General features: G+C 44.1%; 19 protein-coding genes. 1 reads left to right on the forward strand and 18 read right to left on the reverse strand.

The features are described 5' to 3' along the window. Positions 1 to 90 precede the first annotated feature (90 nt). The 14 genes from aspB to NYE56_RS10870 all read right to left on the reverse strand — a co-directional run bounded on the left by aspB (position 91) and on the right by NYE56_RS10870 (position 12921). Positions 91 to 1272, reverse strand: a complete 1182-nt coding sequence (gene aspB, locus NYE56_RS10805; protein WP_015383950.1) for an aspartate transaminase AspB — start codon at positions 1270 to 1272, stop codon at positions 91 to 93. A gap of 22 nt (positions 1273 to 1294) precedes the next feature. After that, positions 1295 to 1780, reverse strand: a complete 486-nt coding sequence (gene tseB / locus NYE56_RS10810; protein WP_014477164.1) for a cell wall elongation/penicillin-binding protein regulator TseB — start codon at positions 1778 to 1780, stop codon at positions 1295 to 1297. Positions 1781 to 1788: 8 nt separating this feature from the next. Then, a complete protein-coding gene (locus tag NYE56_RS10815) occupies positions 1789 to 1959 on the reverse strand; it encodes a YpmA family protein (RefSeq protein ID WP_015251828.1) in 171 nt (56 codons plus the stop codon). Positions 1960 to 2101: 142 nt separating this feature from the next. Continuing rightward, complete coding sequence (gene dinG / locus NYE56_RS10820; RefSeq protein ID WP_322839679.1) at positions 2102 to 4897, reverse strand: ATP-dependent DNA helicase DinG; 2796 nt, start codon at positions 4895 to 4897, stop codon at positions 2102 to 2104. Positions 4898 to 5022: 125 nt separating this feature from the next. Continuing rightward, positions 5023 to 5406 (reverse strand): aspartate 1-decarboxylase, encoded by a 384-nt coding sequence (gene panD / locus NYE56_RS10825; protein ID WP_003225586.1) that lies wholly within the window; start codon positions 5404 to 5406, stop codon positions 5023 to 5025. Between the two features lies 1 nt (position 5407). Continuing rightward, a complete protein-coding gene (gene panC / locus NYE56_RS10830) occupies positions 5408 to 6268 on the reverse strand; it encodes a pantoate--beta-alanine ligase (protein ID WP_015383954.1) in 861 nt (286 codons plus the stop codon). A gap of 1 nt (position 6269) precedes the next feature. Further along, positions 6270 to 7103 carry a 3-methyl-2-oxobutanoate hydroxymethyltransferase gene (panB, locus tag NYE56_RS10835; protein WP_268555428.1) on the reverse strand — a complete coding sequence of 278 codons (834 nt, stop codon included), beginning with the start codon at positions 7101 to 7103 and terminating at the stop codon, positions 6270 to 6272. A 245-nt stretch (positions 7104 to 7348) separates the two neighbouring features. Next, positions 7349 to 8326, reverse strand: a complete 978-nt coding sequence (locus NYE56_RS10840) for a bifunctional biotin--[acetyl-CoA-carboxylase] synthetase/biotin operon repressor (RefSeq protein WP_003230650.1) — start codon at positions 8324 to 8326, stop codon at positions 7349 to 7351. Next, the gene (locus NYE56_RS10845) at positions 8311 to 9504 is read right to left on the reverse strand and encodes a CCA tRNA nucleotidyltransferase (RefSeq protein WP_268547984.1); all 1194 of its coding nucleotides are present in this window, start codon (positions 9502 to 9504) and stop codon (positions 8311 to 8313) included. The genes NYE56_RS10840 and NYE56_RS10845 overlap by 16 nt, the downstream gene beginning before the upstream one ends. 4 nt (positions 9505 to 9508) lie before the next feature. Continuing rightward, complete coding sequence (bshA, locus tag NYE56_RS10850) at positions 9509 to 10642, reverse strand: N-acetyl-alpha-D-glucosaminyl L-malate synthase BshA (protein WP_341283845.1); 1134 nt, start codon at positions 10640 to 10642, stop codon at positions 9509 to 9511. Next, complete coding sequence (bshB1, locus tag NYE56_RS10855) at positions 10639 to 11349, reverse strand: bacillithiol biosynthesis deacetylase BshB1 (protein ID WP_014480112.1); 711 nt, start codon at positions 11347 to 11349, stop codon at positions 10639 to 10641. The genes bshA and bshB1 overlap by 4 nt, the downstream gene beginning before the upstream one ends. Continuing rightward, positions 11342 to 11755, reverse strand: a complete 414-nt coding sequence (gene mgsA / locus NYE56_RS10860; protein ID WP_014477171.1) for a methylglyoxal synthase — start codon at positions 11753 to 11755, stop codon at positions 11342 to 11344. The genes bshB1 and mgsA overlap by 8 nt, the downstream gene beginning before the upstream one ends. 15 nt (positions 11756 to 11770) lie before the next feature. Continuing rightward, positions 11771 to 12574, reverse strand: coding sequence for a 4-hydroxy-tetrahydrodipicolinate reductase (dapB, locus tag NYE56_RS10865; RefSeq protein ID WP_003230638.1), 804 nt, complete (start codon positions 12572 to 12574; stop codon positions 11771 to 11773). An 11-nt stretch (positions 12575 to 12585) separates the two neighbouring features. Further along, positions 12586 to 12921 (reverse strand): nucleotide pyrophosphohydrolase, encoded by a 336-nt coding sequence (locus tag NYE56_RS10870; RefSeq protein ID WP_004398044.1) that lies wholly within the window; start codon positions 12919 to 12921, stop codon positions 12586 to 12588. Positions 12922 to 13060: 139 nt separating this feature from the next. Here NYE56_RS10870 and NYE56_RS10875 point away from each other — a divergent pair, with 139 nt between their 5' ends. Continuing rightward, the gene (locus tag NYE56_RS10875; protein ID WP_003230635.1) at positions 13061 to 13933 is read left to right on the forward strand and encodes a YitT family protein; all 873 of its coding nucleotides are present in this window, start codon (positions 13061 to 13063) and stop codon (positions 13931 to 13933) included. Between the two features lie 41 nt (positions 13934 to 13974). Here the strand turns inward: NYE56_RS10875 and ypjB are convergent, their stop codons facing one another. The 4 genes from ypjB to qcrB form a co-directional block, all read right to left on the reverse strand. Further along, positions 13975 to 14769 (reverse strand): sporulation protein YpjB, encoded by a 795-nt coding sequence (gene ypjB, locus NYE56_RS10880; RefSeq protein WP_341283846.1) that lies wholly within the window; start codon positions 14767 to 14769, stop codon positions 13975 to 13977. A 68-nt stretch (positions 14770 to 14837) separates the two neighbouring features. Next, positions 14838 to 15431, reverse strand: a complete 594-nt coding sequence (locus NYE56_RS10885) for a DUF1405 domain-containing protein (protein WP_341283847.1) — start codon at positions 15429 to 15431, stop codon at positions 14838 to 14840. A gap of 110 nt (positions 15432 to 15541) precedes the next feature. Further along, on the reverse strand, positions 15542 to 16309 hold the full coding sequence (locus NYE56_RS10890) for a menaquinol-cytochrome c reductase cytochrome b/c subunit (protein ID WP_004398051.1): 768 nt from the start codon (positions 16307 to 16309) through the stop codon (positions 15542 to 15544). 34 nt (positions 16310 to 16343) lie between these two features. After that, the gene (gene qcrB / locus NYE56_RS10895; protein WP_003225560.1) at positions 16344 to 17018 is read right to left on the reverse strand and encodes a menaquinol-cytochrome c reductase cytochrome b subunit; all 675 of its coding nucleotides are present in this window, start codon (positions 17016 to 17018) and stop codon (positions 16344 to 16346) included.

A 17018-nucleotide genomic window follows, 5' to 3' on the forward strand; every position in this document is an offset into this window, starting at 1 on the left:
TCTTTTATCATCACTTTATTATACCCGCTCTTAACTAACCGGGTCAATGCAGATAAAAAGCGGCTTTTCTGTCAGCCGCTTTTTGATCTGTTAGCTATGTTTTTCTACAAAACGCTTGATTCTTTCAATGGCTTTTTCAAGAAGATCTAACGATGTTGCATAAGAAAGACGGACATTCTCAGGAGAGCCAAATCCGGATCCTGGAACAATCGCAACTTTTTCCTCCTCGAGAAGCGCTTTAACAAATTCATCTACATCTTTGAAACCGCAAGATTGAGCTGCCTCTTTTGCATTCGGGAACAAGTAAAAAGCACCTTCCGGCTTCACGCAGCTGAACCCTGGGATTTCTATGAGCTTTGCATAGATCGTATTTAATCTATGTTCAAATGCTTCTCTCATTTCTTCCAATGGCTCAGAAGGCCCGTTATAAGCCGCAATCGCTCCGTACTGTGCGATTGATGTCGGGTTTGACGTGCTGTGGCTTGCAAGGTTCGTCATCGCTTTAATAATGTCTTCAGAGCCTGCCGCATAACCGATTCTCCAGCCTGTCATGCTGTGGGACTTCGATACGCCGTTTATAATGACCGTTTGCTCTTTCAGTCTGTCTGACAGCTGTGCAATGGAAACATGTTTCTTTCCACCGTATGTAAGTTTTTCATAAATTTCATCTGACACAATCAAGATATCATGTTCGAGGCACACTTCACCGAGTGCAGATAGTTCTTCTTCCGTATACATGACACCAGTCGGGTTGCTTGGAGAGTTAATAACGATTGCTTTTGTTTTTTCCGTAATTGCATTTTTCAGCTGTTTAGGCGAAATTTTGAAGTGATTTTCCTCAAGCCCTTCTACATAAACAGGCTTTCCGCCAGCGAGTTTCACCTGCTCCGGATAGCTTACCCAGTAAGGCGTTGGAATAATAACTTCATCTTCTTCATCCAAAATCACTTGGAAAAGGGTATACAGAGCATGTTTGGCACCAGTGCAGACAATAATTTGAGACGGTTTGTATTCAATATTCTGGTCGCGTTTAAATTTCTCTGCAATGCTGTTTTTCAGTTCAGCCAAACCACCGGAAGGCGTGTATTTCGTATGGCCCTCGTTCATCGAACGCACAGCGGCATCAATAATATGCTGCGGTGTATTGAAGTCAGGTTCTCCTGCTCCTAAGCCGATGACATCATGGCCTGCGGCTTTCAGTTCTTTCGCTTTCGCTGTGATTGCCAGTGTGGTTGATGGTGTTAATGCGGATACTCTTTTTGCCAGTTTCAACTTGAACTCCCCCTAATTCGTCTTAAGGCGTGATATTTTTGAGAATCTTTCCAGTTGTAAAGTCCACATAACTTAAACTGTATTGCCCTTCTTTGTCTAAGTACGTCACTTCCCAAAGCAGGACGTTTCCTTCTCTTGCCAGATGAACCTCTTTTTGCTTTGAAACCAGCCCTTCATCCTTTATGATTTTCGCCGCTTTGTCTTCAGAGATTCCCTCTTTCGCTTCTTTTGAGAGAATTTTTGCTTTTTTATCAGCCGGAACCCAGACATATAATGCAGTGCCTTTTTTATCCGTTCCCTTTACAACATAATATTTTTCTTTTCCGACAAATGTTTCGACTTGATCAACATTGGCGAGATCGGTTTCTTTTTTAGCTTCAGCAGCTGCTGCTTCGTGCCCCTCTTCCTTTTGTGCCATGGCTGATTTATAAATGCTTGCCGAGACAAGAAGTACTGCTAAAAAAATAATACCAAAAATGACGGTAAATATTAATGCTTTTTTTCTCATCTTCTCACCTACGTACGATAAATGGTAAAAACGGCTTGGTTTTTGTTTTCTTCATCCAGCGCAAGGCCGAACATCAGATTTTCTCTTTTCAGTGTACGATTCAATGTGTCCACAATTTTATACAGATCATCAGAATGCTCTACATTAATTGTTGAAAGAATTTCGATTTTACTTTCCATTTTTTCATCCTCCAGTTTGAACAAATATTGTTAGTCATACTCCATTTCAGGACACGCCATACTAGTATCACAGAGCGGGAAATCCGCTTTTAAATAAAACACCATCCTACTCCCACACCGCAAAAGCCGCTTTATGCGGCTTTTATTCTTTTTCCCCTGCAACATAAGCTTCAAGCTCGCTGTCAGTCATTTCGGATACTGAGGTTGTCGGCAAGGCATCAAGAAACAGCCGGCCGTAACCAGCGGTTTTAATCCGTCTGTCCAATATCATAATCGTTCCTTTGTCTCCCGCAGAACGCAGCAAGCGTCCGATTCCTTGCCTGAAGGTCAGCACAGCTTCCGGTAATGACACTGTTTGAAACGGATTCTTTCCTTTTTTGCGGGCAAGCTCACATTTTGCAGCATGAAGCGGGTGATCAGGGGACCGGAATGGGAGCCTCACGATCATTACTGTTGTCAGCTCATCACCAGGGAAATCAACGCCTTCCCAAAAATGATTTGTTCCGAGCAGGATCGCCTGATTGGATGTTTTAAAAGTCTTCATCAGTTTGCCGGGACTTCCGCCTGTAATCCCTTGTGCCAAGAGCTGAATGCCGGAAGCACTCATGTTATGCTTGAGCTCCTGGTGAACCTTTTTCAACATATCATGGGATGTAAACAGCACAAGGATTTTAGGCTGTTTTTCCTTTGCCATCAGTTCGATATAACGGGCTGTATCCTGTATAAATTCAGGTTGTCCTGTATCCTGAATTGATTTCATTTCCTTTGGAATCATCACCTGCATACGCTCATCGTAAGAAAAGGGTGATTCAATTCTCATTGTCCGCGGGAAAAAGTCACTCAGTCCCAGTCGTTCAATCATAAATTGAAAAGAACCTTCGACTGTAAGAGTTGCAGATGTCAGCACCACACTATTTTTGCGCGCGAAAAACTGATCAGCCAGAAGTTCACCAGGTTCAAGAGGCTGTGCGTAAATGGCCACTGCATTTTTCGCGCCCTTTGCATCTATTTCAATCCAAACCGCTTCATCGTCATCAGAGCCAAAGAAGAGCTTCTGCAACGTCTGACAGTAATGCTGCAAGCCTTTCATGCTTCTTTGGTATTCATCGGCTAAAAAGACGGTTTTGCTCTTCATACCCTTCAAATGTTTTTCCATCAGGGATGACTGCGCCTCAAAAAGCTGCTGCAAATGTGTCAGCATGGAACAAAGCCTCTCCGCACCATCTGTTAAGATCGACCAGCTTTTATCCTGGCTTTCTTTGTTCACCTTAAACACTAGACGGTTTAAGTCTTCTTTAGGTTTTCTTCGTTTGACAAAAGAATGTACAGAGCTGAAGAAAGCATCACTTTCTGCTTGAACGTGCTGAAGCCACTCTTCCAATTCGAAAAATGAATCAACCGGCAGGCTGTTTCGCTGGAATAGCTGTCTCATCTTTTTTAGAAGTCCCTGCTCCTTCAGAGTGCCGATTCTGCTCAATTTCGTATGCAATTCTATGTACGTGGCTCTTTTCCCTAAATGTTCGCTTGCCGCACGTTCAAAATGGTGTGCTTCATCAATAATAAATGTGCCGCTTTCGGGAAGCCTTTTTTTCTGGCTGCCTTCATCGGTCAGCAAAAGGGAGTGATTAGTGATCACCAAATCGGAGCGCATAGCAATCTGTTTGGCCCGCTCGTAAAAACCGATCACATGCTCACTGCGACTTCTTTTATAGGAGTCATCGTCATAAGCCAATCTGTCCCACAGCAATTTTCCGCCTGAAGGCAAATTCAGTTCCGCTACATCTCCTGTATCTGTCTCTGTCAGCCAAACGAGAAGCTGTGCCTTTGTCAGTACGGCATCATAATTATCATCTTCTTCATGAAGCACCTGCTCAAATTTATACAGGCATAAATAATGCGATTGCCCTTTTAAAATCGCCGCTGTTACCGGAAATGGAAACAGATCTTGGACAATCGGCAAATCCTTTGTGAGAATCTGCTGCTGTAAAAGCGTCGAATACGTGCTGATTATGACCGGCTTTTTTGATTTCTTGGCAAAAAGCGCAGCCGGAATAAGATAACCAATCGTTTTTCCGATGCCTGGAGGAGCTTCAATCAGCGCATGCTCACGATTGGCAAACGCATCAGCCACCTCTCTCATCATCATCATTTGGCCGTCTCTTTTTTCATACCCAGGCATTAACTCTGACAGCGCTTTTTCATTTCCCGCTTCCCAGCTTTCGATCTCAAATGAGAAGTTCTCGTCCTCATTTATACGAACATCGATAGCTTCAGGTTCTCTGACAGAAAACGAAGAAAAGCGCGTATAGCCCGGTATCTCGGTATGTCTGTTTTCATTAATGAACATATCCAACAAATGCGTCAGATCACTGATGAAATGCTGCGAAAGCCTTCTTAACTGCTTTAATGTAGGGTAAGGAAGCTGCCGCAGCTTTTCAAGGATTTCCAAAAAAATAAGCCCTGTCACTTCAGCATCGCTGTCAGCCCGGTGCGGCTGATCATGCCGCAGCTGAAGCTCCTCGCTTAATTCCGTCAGCTTATACCCTTCAAATCCCGGAAAAACAATGCGCGAGAGTTCGACAGTATCAAGCACTTCACAATCTGGGAGCTGAAAGCCCGCCTTATGCAGCTCATACTTGACAAATCCAAGGTCAAAATGGATATTGTGGGCGACAAAATAAGCGCCATCAAGCAATTGGAATACTTCTTCAGCAACTGCTTCAAATGGCTGTTCATTCTCTACCATTTGATTAGAGATTCCAGTAAGCTGCTCAATAAAAGCAGGGATTGATTTATTTGGATTAATGTATTTTGAAAACCGCTCAGTAATTTGTCCATTTTCGATTACAACCGCTGCGATTTGTATGATTTTATCGCCTTTCTTCGGCGAATTCCCTGTTGTCTCTACATCTATAACAACGAACCGTTGCTTATTCATTAAAATGGACACCTCAATTCTTGCATACGACAAAAGTGTAACACGTTTTGTACGGAAATGGAGCGGCAAAACCGTTTTACTCTCAAAATCTTAAAAGAAAACCCCCGATAAAGGGGGCTTTTCTTCTACAAAATTGTACGGGCTGGTTCGTTTCCCAGCATTTGTTCAATTTTGTTTTGATCATTCAGAACAGCCACTTTCGGCTCGTGGCTTGCCGCTTCTTGATCAGACATCATTTTGTAGGAAATAATAATGACCTTATCTCCTTCCTGCACAAGGCGTGCGGCTGCACCGTTTAAGCATATGACACCGCTTCCCCTTTTACCAGGAATAATATACGTTTCAAGACGTGCTCCATTATTATTATTCACAATTTGTACTTTTTCATTAGGAAGCATTCCCACAGCATCAATGAGATCTTCATCAATTGTAATGCTTCCCACATAGTTCAGGTTTGCTTCCGTAACAGTTGCCCTGTGAAGTTTGCCGCTCATCATTGTTCGATACATATTATATTCTCTCCATTTCTCGAATATCAATAATGATATTATCTATTAAACGCGCTTTTGAAAAAGCAACTGCAACAGCGAGAATCATCTTTCCAGCAATTTCATTCACAGGCTCGAGTTCCGGATAGGAATAAAGCTCTACATAGTCTATGGTTCCGCTAGTCGTTTCAATGATTTCTTTTGCAGCTTTTATCACCGCTTCAGGATCTCTTTCACCGGCTTGGATCAGTTCCGCACTTGTTTGAAGGGCCCGATACAGCTTAGGCGCTTCTTTTCTTTCCTCAGCTGTTAAGTATACATTGCGAGAGCTTTTGGCTAAGCCGTCTTCCTCTCTGACCGTATCGACAGGAACCAATTCAATATCCATGAAGAAGTCACTGATTAACCCATCAACAACAGCTACCTGCTGCGCATCTTTTAAACCGAAATAGGCACGAGTCGGCTTGACTAGATTGAAAAGCTTCGTCAGTACGATCGCGACCCCGTCAAAATGTCCTTCTCTTGAGCGCCCGCATAACACGTCTGTGCGTCTTTCTACATGAATCGTGACATTCTTTTCACCGGGATACATATCCTTAGCATCTGGCGTAAAAAGAATATCGACTCCGGCGTTTTCTGCAAGAGCTGCATCCCGCTCAATATCGCGCGGATATGCTTCAAAATCTTCATTAGGGCCGAATTGTGCAGGATTCACAAAAATACTCATAATAACGGCGTCGTTTTCTTGTCTTGCTTTGTCTGCTAAGGTTAAATGCCCCTCATGCAGAAACCCCATCGTCGGAACAAATCCGATTGACTTGCCCTCTGAATGGTATTGTTTTATGGCTTCTTTCAGCTGTGAAATATCAGTAATCTGTCTCATCTTATTTTCCCCCGTACAAGCCGTCAAGCACTGTCTGGTTCATTTGAAAGGAATGCTTTTGTTCAGGGAAAGCACGATGTCTTACATCCTGAACATATCCGCTGATTGCTGTTTCGATGGTTTCATCAATGCGCGTATATTGCTTTACAAATTTAGGTGTTCTCTCAACACCGTGGCCGATAATATCATGATAAACGAGAACTTGTCCGTCTGCTTTCACACCAGCCCCGATTCCAATGACCGGTATGCTTAGCGTCTCGGCAATTTTGGCTGTGAGTTCTGCCGGCACACATTCCAGCACAAGCATCATAGCTCCTGCTTCTTCGCATTTTATACTGTCTTCTATTAATTTTTTGGCGCTTTGTTCGTCTTTGCCCTGTACTTTATAGCCGCCCAGTACGCCGACTGACTGCGGTGTCAAACCTAAGTGACTGACTACTGGAATGCCTCCAAGCGTCAATGCGCGAATGGATTCAAACACGCCTTCTCCGCCCTCAAGCTTCAGTGCGTCAGCTCCGCTTTCCTGAACGATAGCCGCTGCATTTTTCAGCGTATCTTCCTTGGACAGGTGATAAGACATAAACGGCATATCTGTCACAATAAAGGTATTCGGCGCACCCCTTTTAACGGCTTTTGTATGATGAATCATGTCCGCAACTGTCACACCGACAGTTGAATCAAGGCCGAGGACGACCATTCCGAGTGAATCACCGACTAAAATCATGTCAACTCCCGCTTGTTCAGCAAGTTTAGCTGCCGGATAATCATAAGCGGTCAGCATGACAATCGGTACTTCAGACTCCTTCATTTTTAGAAAATCCAGTTTTGTTTTCATGTTTTCTCCTCCTCATGTTTAGAGGAGATGATCTGCCGTTTTCTTCTGCAAGCCAAAAAACCTTCCGTTACAACGAGAAGGATTCTTCACTTTCTAAAGTTCGGCGAGTTTCATCCCTCTGTCCCAGTCCTTTTTTGGATCAAGGCAGACTGCTGCAATGTCTATCTATTTTAACAATAGGTGCAGTTCGCAGGCGATACTGCCCAATGGAAGTATACCAAAATCAACGGGCTTGTACCAACACATTAGCCTAATTCGATATCGGCAGAATAGATTTTTTTAATGCCTTCGTTCGTTTCTAAAAGCAGAACGCCTTCATCATCTATACCTAACGCCTTCCCGTAAAAGGTTCCGTTTAACGTTCTGGCTCTCATATTAGTGCCAATACCGAGTGCATAGCTTTCCCATAAAAGCTTAATCGGCGTAAATCCGTGCGTCATATAATCCCGGTACCGTTTCTCAAAGCATAGTAAAATATGCTGGATGACGCCGGCCCGATCAATTTTTTCCCCAGCAGCTTGGCTGAGGCTTGTCGCGATGTCCTTCAATTCATCTGGAAAATCATTAGGCTGCTGGTTAACGTTAATGCCGATCCCAATAATCACTGAACGTACGCGGTCTTCTTCAGCCTGCATTTCCGTTAGGATGCCAACTGTTTTTTTTCCGTTAATCAAAATGTCATTTGGCCATTTAATATCCGTTTGGATGCCTGCTGCCTCTTCTATTCCCTGCACAACAGCTACTGCAGCAAGCAGAGTCAGCTGCGGTGTTTTTTGGAGCGGAATGTCAGGCCGCAAAATCAGGCTCATCCAAACGCCGTTTCCTTCTTGAGAATGCCATACCCTAGACATTCGGCCCCTTCCGGCTGTTTGTTTGTCAGCCACCACGAGGGTGCCTTCCGGTGCGTTATTATTCGCGAGCTCATGAGCCGTTTTTTGCGTGCTTGAAAGAACGTCATGGTAAATAAGATGCTGGCCCATCACTTCCGTTTTTAATCCAAAACGAATTTCGCTTTCACTGAGTTTTCCGGGCTTTTTGATGAGCCGATATCCTTTTCTTCTAACGGCTTCTACTTCATAACCCTCTTTCCGAAGCTCTTCAATATGCTTCCACACAGCAGTTCTTGAACAGCCGAGAGCATCACTGATTTTTTGGCCGGAAATAAATTCATTGCCGGCCTGAGAAAATAATTCAATAAGGTCTTTTCTTAATGTTGACCGCATGTCTTCAGCCACTCCTCTATGTGTTTCTTTTGATTGGAGAGCTTCCCTGTCACAACAGCCTGCTCGATCCGCTGTAATTCTTCCGACACCCATTTTCCGGCCGGCCGGTTTCGAAGCGCAAGCAAGTCCTTACCCGTGATATCAAGATCCTTAAGGCTTTTGATCGGCAGGTTTTGATAAGCGTACTGAATATCCTTCAGTTTCTTTTCATCCAGTTTTTCGTTTTGCCGAAGCTGCGATATTTTGGCCGCTGAGAGCAGTGCTTTTTCCCCAGCTCTGTACATTGTCATTACGTCAAGGCTCTGGCCAAACGTATCGGCAATGTGAATGGCTTCCTTGATCACTTTTCCCGGGAGCTTCCAGGCTTTCAGGAAAAGGGGCGCGTCTTTCAAGACTATGTCAAGGTTAATTAAAAGAGCAGCCCAAAGCTCCTCACGGGATGTTAAAGAGAAGAATGGAAACTCACTCGTTGAAATCAGGTTTTCTCGTTTATGATAAAAACCAGGAAGCTCTTCATACAATCTCGTTTGAATGAGTGTTTGAAGCGCCTGGCGAGAAGCTCTTCCCTGCAGCAATTTCTCGAACTCTATAGTTTTTCGTTCGACTGAAACATGAGAGAGGAGTGATTTTTCTTTCGCAATGGCTTCTTCTGTTTCCGGTGAAAGTCTAAAGCCAAGCTGGCTCATAAAGCGTACGGCTCTCAGCATACGAAGCGCATCCTCTTGAAATCTATCCTCAGGCTTTCCAACGGTTCGAATCACTTTCTGATCAATATCTTTCTTGCCGCCAAAATAATCAAGCACCTTCCCATCCGCTGTCATGGCCATCGCATTGATCGTTAAATCTCTGCGTTTTAGATCCTCTTCTAATGATGAGATAAATTGCACTTCTGACGGTCTTCTGAAATCAACATAATCAGATTCAGTCCGGAATGTCGTGACTTCATAGGTTTCATCCTCCCAGAGCACAATAATGGTCCCGTGCTCTTTGCCTACATCAACAGTCCGCTGAAACAGCCGTTCTACTTGATCAGGTGCCGCATCTGTCGCGATATCGACATCTCCGATCGTTCGTTTCATATAGCTGTCACGAACTGCGCCCCCGACAAAATAAGCCTGATGGCCTGCTTCGATTAAGATGCGGAGCACGGGAAGTGCTTTGATAAAAACTTTTTCCATGTGATCACTCCGGTTCTGCTAAATCGGCATAAATCTGTTCATACTGGCTGACAATTTTTTCGGAAGAAAATTCATTTTCAAGCATCTCTATTGCCGCCTTTGTAAAACGATTGCTTAGCTGTTCATCTTCTAAAATGCTCATCGCGCGGGCTGTTGCTGCCGCAACATCACCGACGTCCACCAAAAATCCGCTCACATTGTTTTTTATAACCTCAGGGATACCGCCAATATTTGTTCCGATACAAGGCACTCCGCAAGCCATCGCTTCAAGCAGGACAAGGCCAAAGCTTTCTTTTTCAGATAGCAACAGCTTCAAATCGCTAATAGAATAAAGCTCTTCAACACGGTCTTGATTTCCAAGCATTAAGACTTGGTCTTCCAAGCCATATTTTCTGATAAGCTCGCAGGCTGTCGATTTCTCCGGACCGTCTCCGACTAAAAGCAGCTTCGCTTTCGTTTTGCCAGCGATATTGCGGAACACACGGATGACATCCTGGACGCGTTTAACCTTTCTGAAGTTGGACACATGGATGACGACTTTTTCATCTGGTAAAATTCCATGTTTCTCTTTAATTGCCGCTGTGTTTTTCTTCAGATACACGCGCTCGTCTATAAAGTTATAAATCGTTTCAATTTTTTTCTCCGGTTTAATTAAATCGTATGTTTCAGCCGCAAGCGCTGAGGAGACGGCCGTCACCCTGTCTGATGACTCAATAGCAAAACGGATCAGATCTTTTAGAGACGGATCATAACCTAACACCGTGATATCCGTGCCATGCAAAGTTGTAACAATGCCGATATTGCGTTTCAGCATTTGTTTTGCAAGATAGGCGCAAACGGCATGCGGGAGAGCATAGTGAGCATGGATAATGTCTAAATTCTCCCGTTCCGCCACCTCTGCGATTTTGCTTGCCAATGTCAAATCATACGGAGGATACTTAAAAACAGCATATTGATTAACCTCAACTTCATGAAAATGAATATTGGGATGATATGTATTCAGTCTAAACGGAATGCTTGATGTGATGAAATGGATTTCATGGCCCTTTTCAGCAAGCTGCTTCCCCAGTTCTGTCGCAATGATACCTGAGCCTCCAACGCTCGGATAGCATGTGATTCCTATTTTTAGTTTTCTCATTGTTCGCCCCCAAGCACATCATGATCAAGCATCAGCATCCGTTTGGAAAAGAAACCTTCGGCATACTCCACGCCCGCTTCTTTACCGTAAAGCTTTTCTCTCGCTTCAACGATCTCAATATACCCATTCGTCAGAGGAGTAGAAACGGAATCCTTTGACGGGATAAACTGGCTTTTGTAGGCGTTGAGGCTTTGTTTCTTTGCCTCTATTGTATCCGAGATATCAATAACAAAATCCGGCTGATGAAAACCATTTATCATATAATAGTAAACCTTGCTGACTTTATGCGCCGGAAGGCTTTTTTCGTCTTTATATTTATGGATTCCGGCGGAAAAGATCGCTTCTTCCACGAGTGCAGCCGCATTGCCGTGATCCGGATGGCGATCCTTTTTATACGGCATAAAAACCGCTTTTGGGCGGCAGGTTCTGATGACAGTGACAATCGACCGAATTGCCTGATCACTCATTATTAGGCCGCGGTCTGGAAGCGTTAGCTGAATTCTTTTATCTGCGCCTAATATGCGGGCTGCTTCAGCTGCTTCTTCTTTACGCAAACTGACCGTACCGTTAGAAGAGAGTTCCGCTTCTGTCAAATCGCATATCATTACTTTTTTTCCCTGTTTGACAAACTTCGCTATTGTGCCGCCCATTCCGATCTCGACATCATCACTGTGGGCGCCAAAAGCAAGAACGTCAGCATTATACATTCGGCTCTTCTCCCCGAAGAAGGTCACGGAATTCGAAAACACCTTCATCAAGTGTGCGGACAAGAATTTCCGCAGTACCCATATTTGTGGCGAGCGGAATGGAATACACATCACATAACCGGATTAATGCCGAGACATCCGGTTCATGCGGCTGCGCGGTCAGCGGGTCGCGCAAAAAAATGACAAGATCGAGTGCATTGGCAGCGATCAGTGCACCGATTTGCTGGTCTCCCCCTAAAGGGCCGGATTGAAAACGTTCAATTTGAAGACCTGTCGCCTCTTGAATTTTCAACCCTGTGGTTCCGGTTGCGTATAGATCATGATTCTTTAAAATATCCCGATAGGCAGTCGTAAATTGAACCATATCCTGTTTTTTCTTGTCATGCGCGATCAAAGCAATTTTCATTGTTTATCCCCCCGTCTAATCAATGATATTTTCTAAACCGTACACAAGCTGATCAATCTTCATGACTTGTTCGACTGACAGTTTAACGCCTGACATGAAAGAAGCCCGGTTATAAGAATCATGGCGTATCTGAAGCGTTTGGCCATCCATGCCGAACATGACCTCCTGATGCGCGATCAGTCCCGGAAGACGGACGCTGTGCAAGCGAATGCCGTTTTGCTCCGCTCCTCTTGCTCCTGGGAGAATTTCTTTTTCATCCGGATGTCCTTGCTGCTTTTCTTTACGGACTTCTGAAATCATTTCCGCTGTTTTAAGCGCAGTTCCGCTTGGTGCGTCAAGCTTCTGGTCATGATGAAGCTCAATAATCTCAACATCCTCAAAATAGTTGGCAGCCATTTTTGAAAATTTCATCATCAGTATCGCACCGAGCGCAAAATTTGGCGCGATGATGGCTCCGATCCCTTTTTCTTCTGTTAAAGATGTGAGCTCTTTTAAATCAGCTTCTGAGAAACCGGTTGTTCCGACAACTGGACGGACTCCGTGCTCTAATGCAATTTTTGTATGTACTTTTCCGATTTCGGGCGTTGTTAAATCAATCAAGACATCCGGTTGTGTTTCTGTAAAACAGGCATGGATATCTGTATAAATGAAAGCATCTGACTCAACAGGCATCACATCAGATAATTTTTGCTGATCGTATGTATGGTCTATGGCCCCGACAAGGTCAAAATGAGGTGTTCGTTCTGCCAATTTAACAGCTTCCTGCCCCATTCTTCCACGCGGTCCCGCAATGACTACTTTAATTGTTTCGTTTGACATCTCGATCTCCTCTACTTTCCTTCTTCTTTTCTGGTCCAGCGATCTTTATCTCTTGTATTAAATTTATGCATGACTCGGTCGTGGGCTTCCTCTAAAGAGATATCAAGGGAGTTGGCTAAACAAACCAATACAAATAGCACATCGCCCATTTCCTCTTCCATGCTTTTATCATCTTCAGTCGCTTTTTTTGGTTTTTCTCCATAACGGTGATTCACTTCTCTGGCAAGCTCGCCCAGTTCTTCAGTCAGCCTCGCCATCATGGCCAGCGGGCTAAAATATCCTTCTTTAAATTGGCCGATGTAACGGTCTACTTCAGCCTGTATGTCTTTCATTGTTTTATCACTCACTGAACGAAACCTCCTATCATCCTCTTACATGTTAGCTAATTCAGATACGTTTGACAAATGTTTAAGCACGTTTGCTGTTTTCTTTTTCATCCACTATAATATAAACGCTATCTAATGGAAGGAAAAGGGGTTTTGTGTGATGCTTGGAGAAATTAGATTAAAAAACATATTTTTTATTTTAATCGGAGCGGCAATTTTTTCATTTGGCTTGGTTCATTTCAATATGCAGAACAATCTGGCTGAGGGCGGTTTTACAGGTATTACACTTTTGCTTTATGCCCTTTTCCACATCAGCCCCTCTATCTCGAACCTGGTGTTGAACATTCCGATTTTTTTTATTGGCTGGCGTTTGCTCGGCAGGACAATGTTTGTTTATACCCTTGTCGGCACTGTAGCCTTGTCTTTGTTCCTCAGCATCTTTCAGCGATATGAAATCCATATGCCCCTTCAGCACGACTTAGCGCTCGCCGCTTTATTTGCCGGCGTATTCATCGGAGCCGGACTGGGTATTATTTTCAAGTTCGGCGGTACGACAGGCGGTGTTGATATCATCGCACGTTTAGTGAATAAGTATTTTGGGATCCCGATGGGCAGAACGATGTTTGCTTTCGATGCCTGCGTCATCATTTTGTCTTTGCTTACTTATCTCTCCTATAAAGAAGCGATGTATACGCTGGTAGCTGTATTTGTAGCGGCACGATTAATCGATTTTATTCAGGAAGGCGGGTACGCTGCTAAAGGCGCTACGATCATCTCTTCGAAAAACGACCTGATTCAGAAAAAGATTCTTGAAGAAATGGAACGGGGCGTCACCATTTTGAAAGGACAAGGTTCCTACACAAAAGAGGATATAGATGTACTTTATTGTGTGGTGCCGAAAAACGAATTGGTGATGCTGAAAAGCGTGATTAACTCCATTGATCCCCATGCCTTTGTAGCGGTAAGCGATGTTCACGATGTGCTCGGAGAAGGATTTACGCTTGATGAAAATAAAAATCCGCTTCCGCGCTGACATGTAATAGAAAAAAGGCGGCTGACCGCCGCCCCTCATCCTTATTTAGGGTAGTCCCTTTTTTTCAGCTTGTTTTTTTCCGCCTTGTACTTTCTGTAACCGACATAGGTAAGAGCAGTAATGATGATACTGCCGGTTGTAATCATCACCCAGAGTAAAGACGGATCGGCATCATCCTCCTCCACCCTGTCAAACACATTTTTCAGGTCATGCTGAAGAAGGGAAAGCCGTTCAAGCTTCGTGCTCTCTGTCATTTGCTGAAATTCCTCTTGCTCAATAACATCTATATGTTTTCCGACTGTTTCTAGCTGATCCTCTGATACATCGATTGTAAGACTGGGGTAAATCAAGTCATATAAACTGATAAATTCATTCCATTTTTCATGAAAGCTTGTGCTTCCATTCTTTTGGACATCTCGCTTCAGCTCAGTAAAAGCTTCCATAATCGGTTTTTCCAGTGAGCCCCAAAGCGGGTCAGACCGATTGTCAACCGCATCCATCAGCATTCTGAACTGCGCGGCTGCTCTGAGTTTTTGTGTGTCTGATGTATCAGCTTGCTTTAAGCTCCGAACCATATCATTATAGCCCAACGTGATTTGACGAATTTGGGCTCCCGTTAGCATGGGGTCTTGCTGCTTTTTCTCAGCGGATTTTAATGTTTTTTCAAAATACTCCAAGACTTGAAGCGCCTCTTCATATTTCGCCTGTCGGGTCATTTGAAAGACTGTATCGGATAAATCATCCAATTCCTCGAGGCTTCCCCGCTCTGCAGCCTTGGCATTTCCATTATAAAAAATAAGTGCAATCAACAAACAGATCGTCAGCTTTCGTTTCATGCAGGTCCCTCCCACTCTCTCTCCTTACAGAATATGAAGAAAGGGACAAGGATAGACCAACATTGTCTTTACATCAGCTCAAGCTTCGTTTGCTTTTTCGAGACCACAAGAAAGTAAGCAAGCCCGATTGAAAAGATGCTTAGCCAAAATGTTCCGTATCCTATTTCAGTCATATAATCAGAAAGCATAGAGTATTGCGGCATCATATCAAACAAGTAGTCAATGACATCGTTATGCAGTGTCCAGACTGCAGCAATTGCAAGATGCCAAAATGAAAAACGAAAATACGGACTGTATAATACGCCTTGAACTGCCATTGCAAAATGCGAAGCAATTAGCATGTAGCCCTCCCACGGTAAGTCACCAGTTACTGCAAGCACAAGAAAATTCATAGCCACCGCCCATAGGCCATACTTTACGAGGGTAACTAGCGCAAGCGCCTCAAAGAGCGGAGCATTCCGTTTCAAGAGAAAGGCTAGCAGCACAAACAGAAAGAAACACGTTGCTGTCGGACTGTCCGGAACAAAAATCAGGAAACGGGCCGGTGTCTCCAAAAGCTGCGGCAAGTACCAATAGTAGCCGTAAACCGTTCCCAGAAAATTAATGACTAAGACAAGAATAAGCATCGGCCGCTGCCCTAATACATATTGAAACCATTTCACATCGTATCAACTCTCAGTCTGTAAAAATTATATGTCCATATAAAAAAGCTGACGCCGGGTCAGCTTTTGATATTAAAAGTATATCCTTCCATTTGACAATTCACAATACGTTATTTTGCGGTTGTTTCAGAAATAAATTTTGCAAGTTCTTCGAGCTGCTTATCATTTCCTTTGAACACACCCGCCGGCATTTTGCCTTTCCCTTCTACAGCGATTTTTTTGATTTCTTCCGGTTTCAGCCCGCTGTCAACCAATGAAGGCCCAGCCGCTCCTCCCTGAAGGTTATCCCCATGGCAAGAAATACAGCCTTGTTCCTTAAAGACCTTATATCCTTCTGCATTGGTGTCAATGTCGGCTTCTTTTGTGATTTTCCCCTGTTCTTCTGCCTTGGCCCAGTCATGAGTAGCAACTGACTGCCATGTCAAAAATACAGCAGCGGAAATGGCCAGAAGCATCATACCGACAGCGACTGGACGCTTCCACGGCCTTCTTTCTGTCCCTCTGTCTAGGAATGGAGCCAAAAGCAGGGCCCCAAAAGCGAGACCTGGCATAATCATGGCGCCGACCACTGTAAAGCTTCCGGCGGCGTATTCATACTTCAACAGCTGGTATAAGAAAAGAAAATACCAATCCGGCAGCGGAATATAACCAGTATCAGTCGGGTCCGCCATCCGCTCCAATGGCGGCTGATGCACAATCGTCAAAACGAGAAAACCGATGAGAAAGACAGCTCCAACCATCCATTCCTTTAACAAGAAATTTGGCCAGAAAGCCTCTGTTTTACCGGGATACTCCGAATAATCCTTCGGTATATTCGGCTTTTTTTCAGCCGGTATCCTTGAGTCGCCTACAAATTTCATCCCTTTGCCCCGGTGCATGTCATCCCCTCCCTTTTATTCGCAGATCAAGAGTTTAAAGCGGTCCTGAAATCCCCTGCTTCCGGATCATAATAAAATGTGCAGCCATCAGCCCGAACAATGCGGCAGGAAGAAAAAATACATGGATCGCAAAAAACCTAGTCAGCGTTTGGGCGCCTACAATATCCGGATGCCCTGCAAGGAGCGTTTTAACTTGCGTTCCGATCAAAGGCGTGGCTTCGGCGATCTGCAACCCGACTTTTGTTGCAAACAGAGCTTTCATATCCCAAGGAAGCAAGTAGCCTGTAAAGCCAAGACCGAGCATAACAAAAAAGATCAGCACACCGACAATCCAGTTCAGCTCGCGCGGTTTTTTATACGCGCCTTGGAAAAAGACCCTCAGCGTATGTAAAAACATCATCACAATGACCAGGCTCGCACCCCAGTGGTGCATCCCCCTGACAATCTGGCCGAATGCCACTTCATTTTGCAAATAATATACCGATTCCCAGGCATTTTTGATATCAGGCACATAATACATCGTTAAAAACATTCCAGATAATACTTGGATAACGGTTACAAAAAACGTCAGTCCCCCAAAGCAATATACAAACGCAGAGAAATGATGGGCGGGATTCACATGTTCCGGTACTTCGTGATCGGCAATATCCCTCCACATCGGTGTAATATCAAGCCGCTCGTCTACCCAGTCATAAATTTTGTTCAGCAT

The sequence above is a fragment of the Bacillus sp. FSL R5-0603 genome, assembly GCF_038050295.1.
In the GTDB taxonomy this organism is placed as follows: Bacteria; Bacillota; Bacilli; order Bacillales; family Bacillaceae; genus Bacillus; species Bacillus subtilis.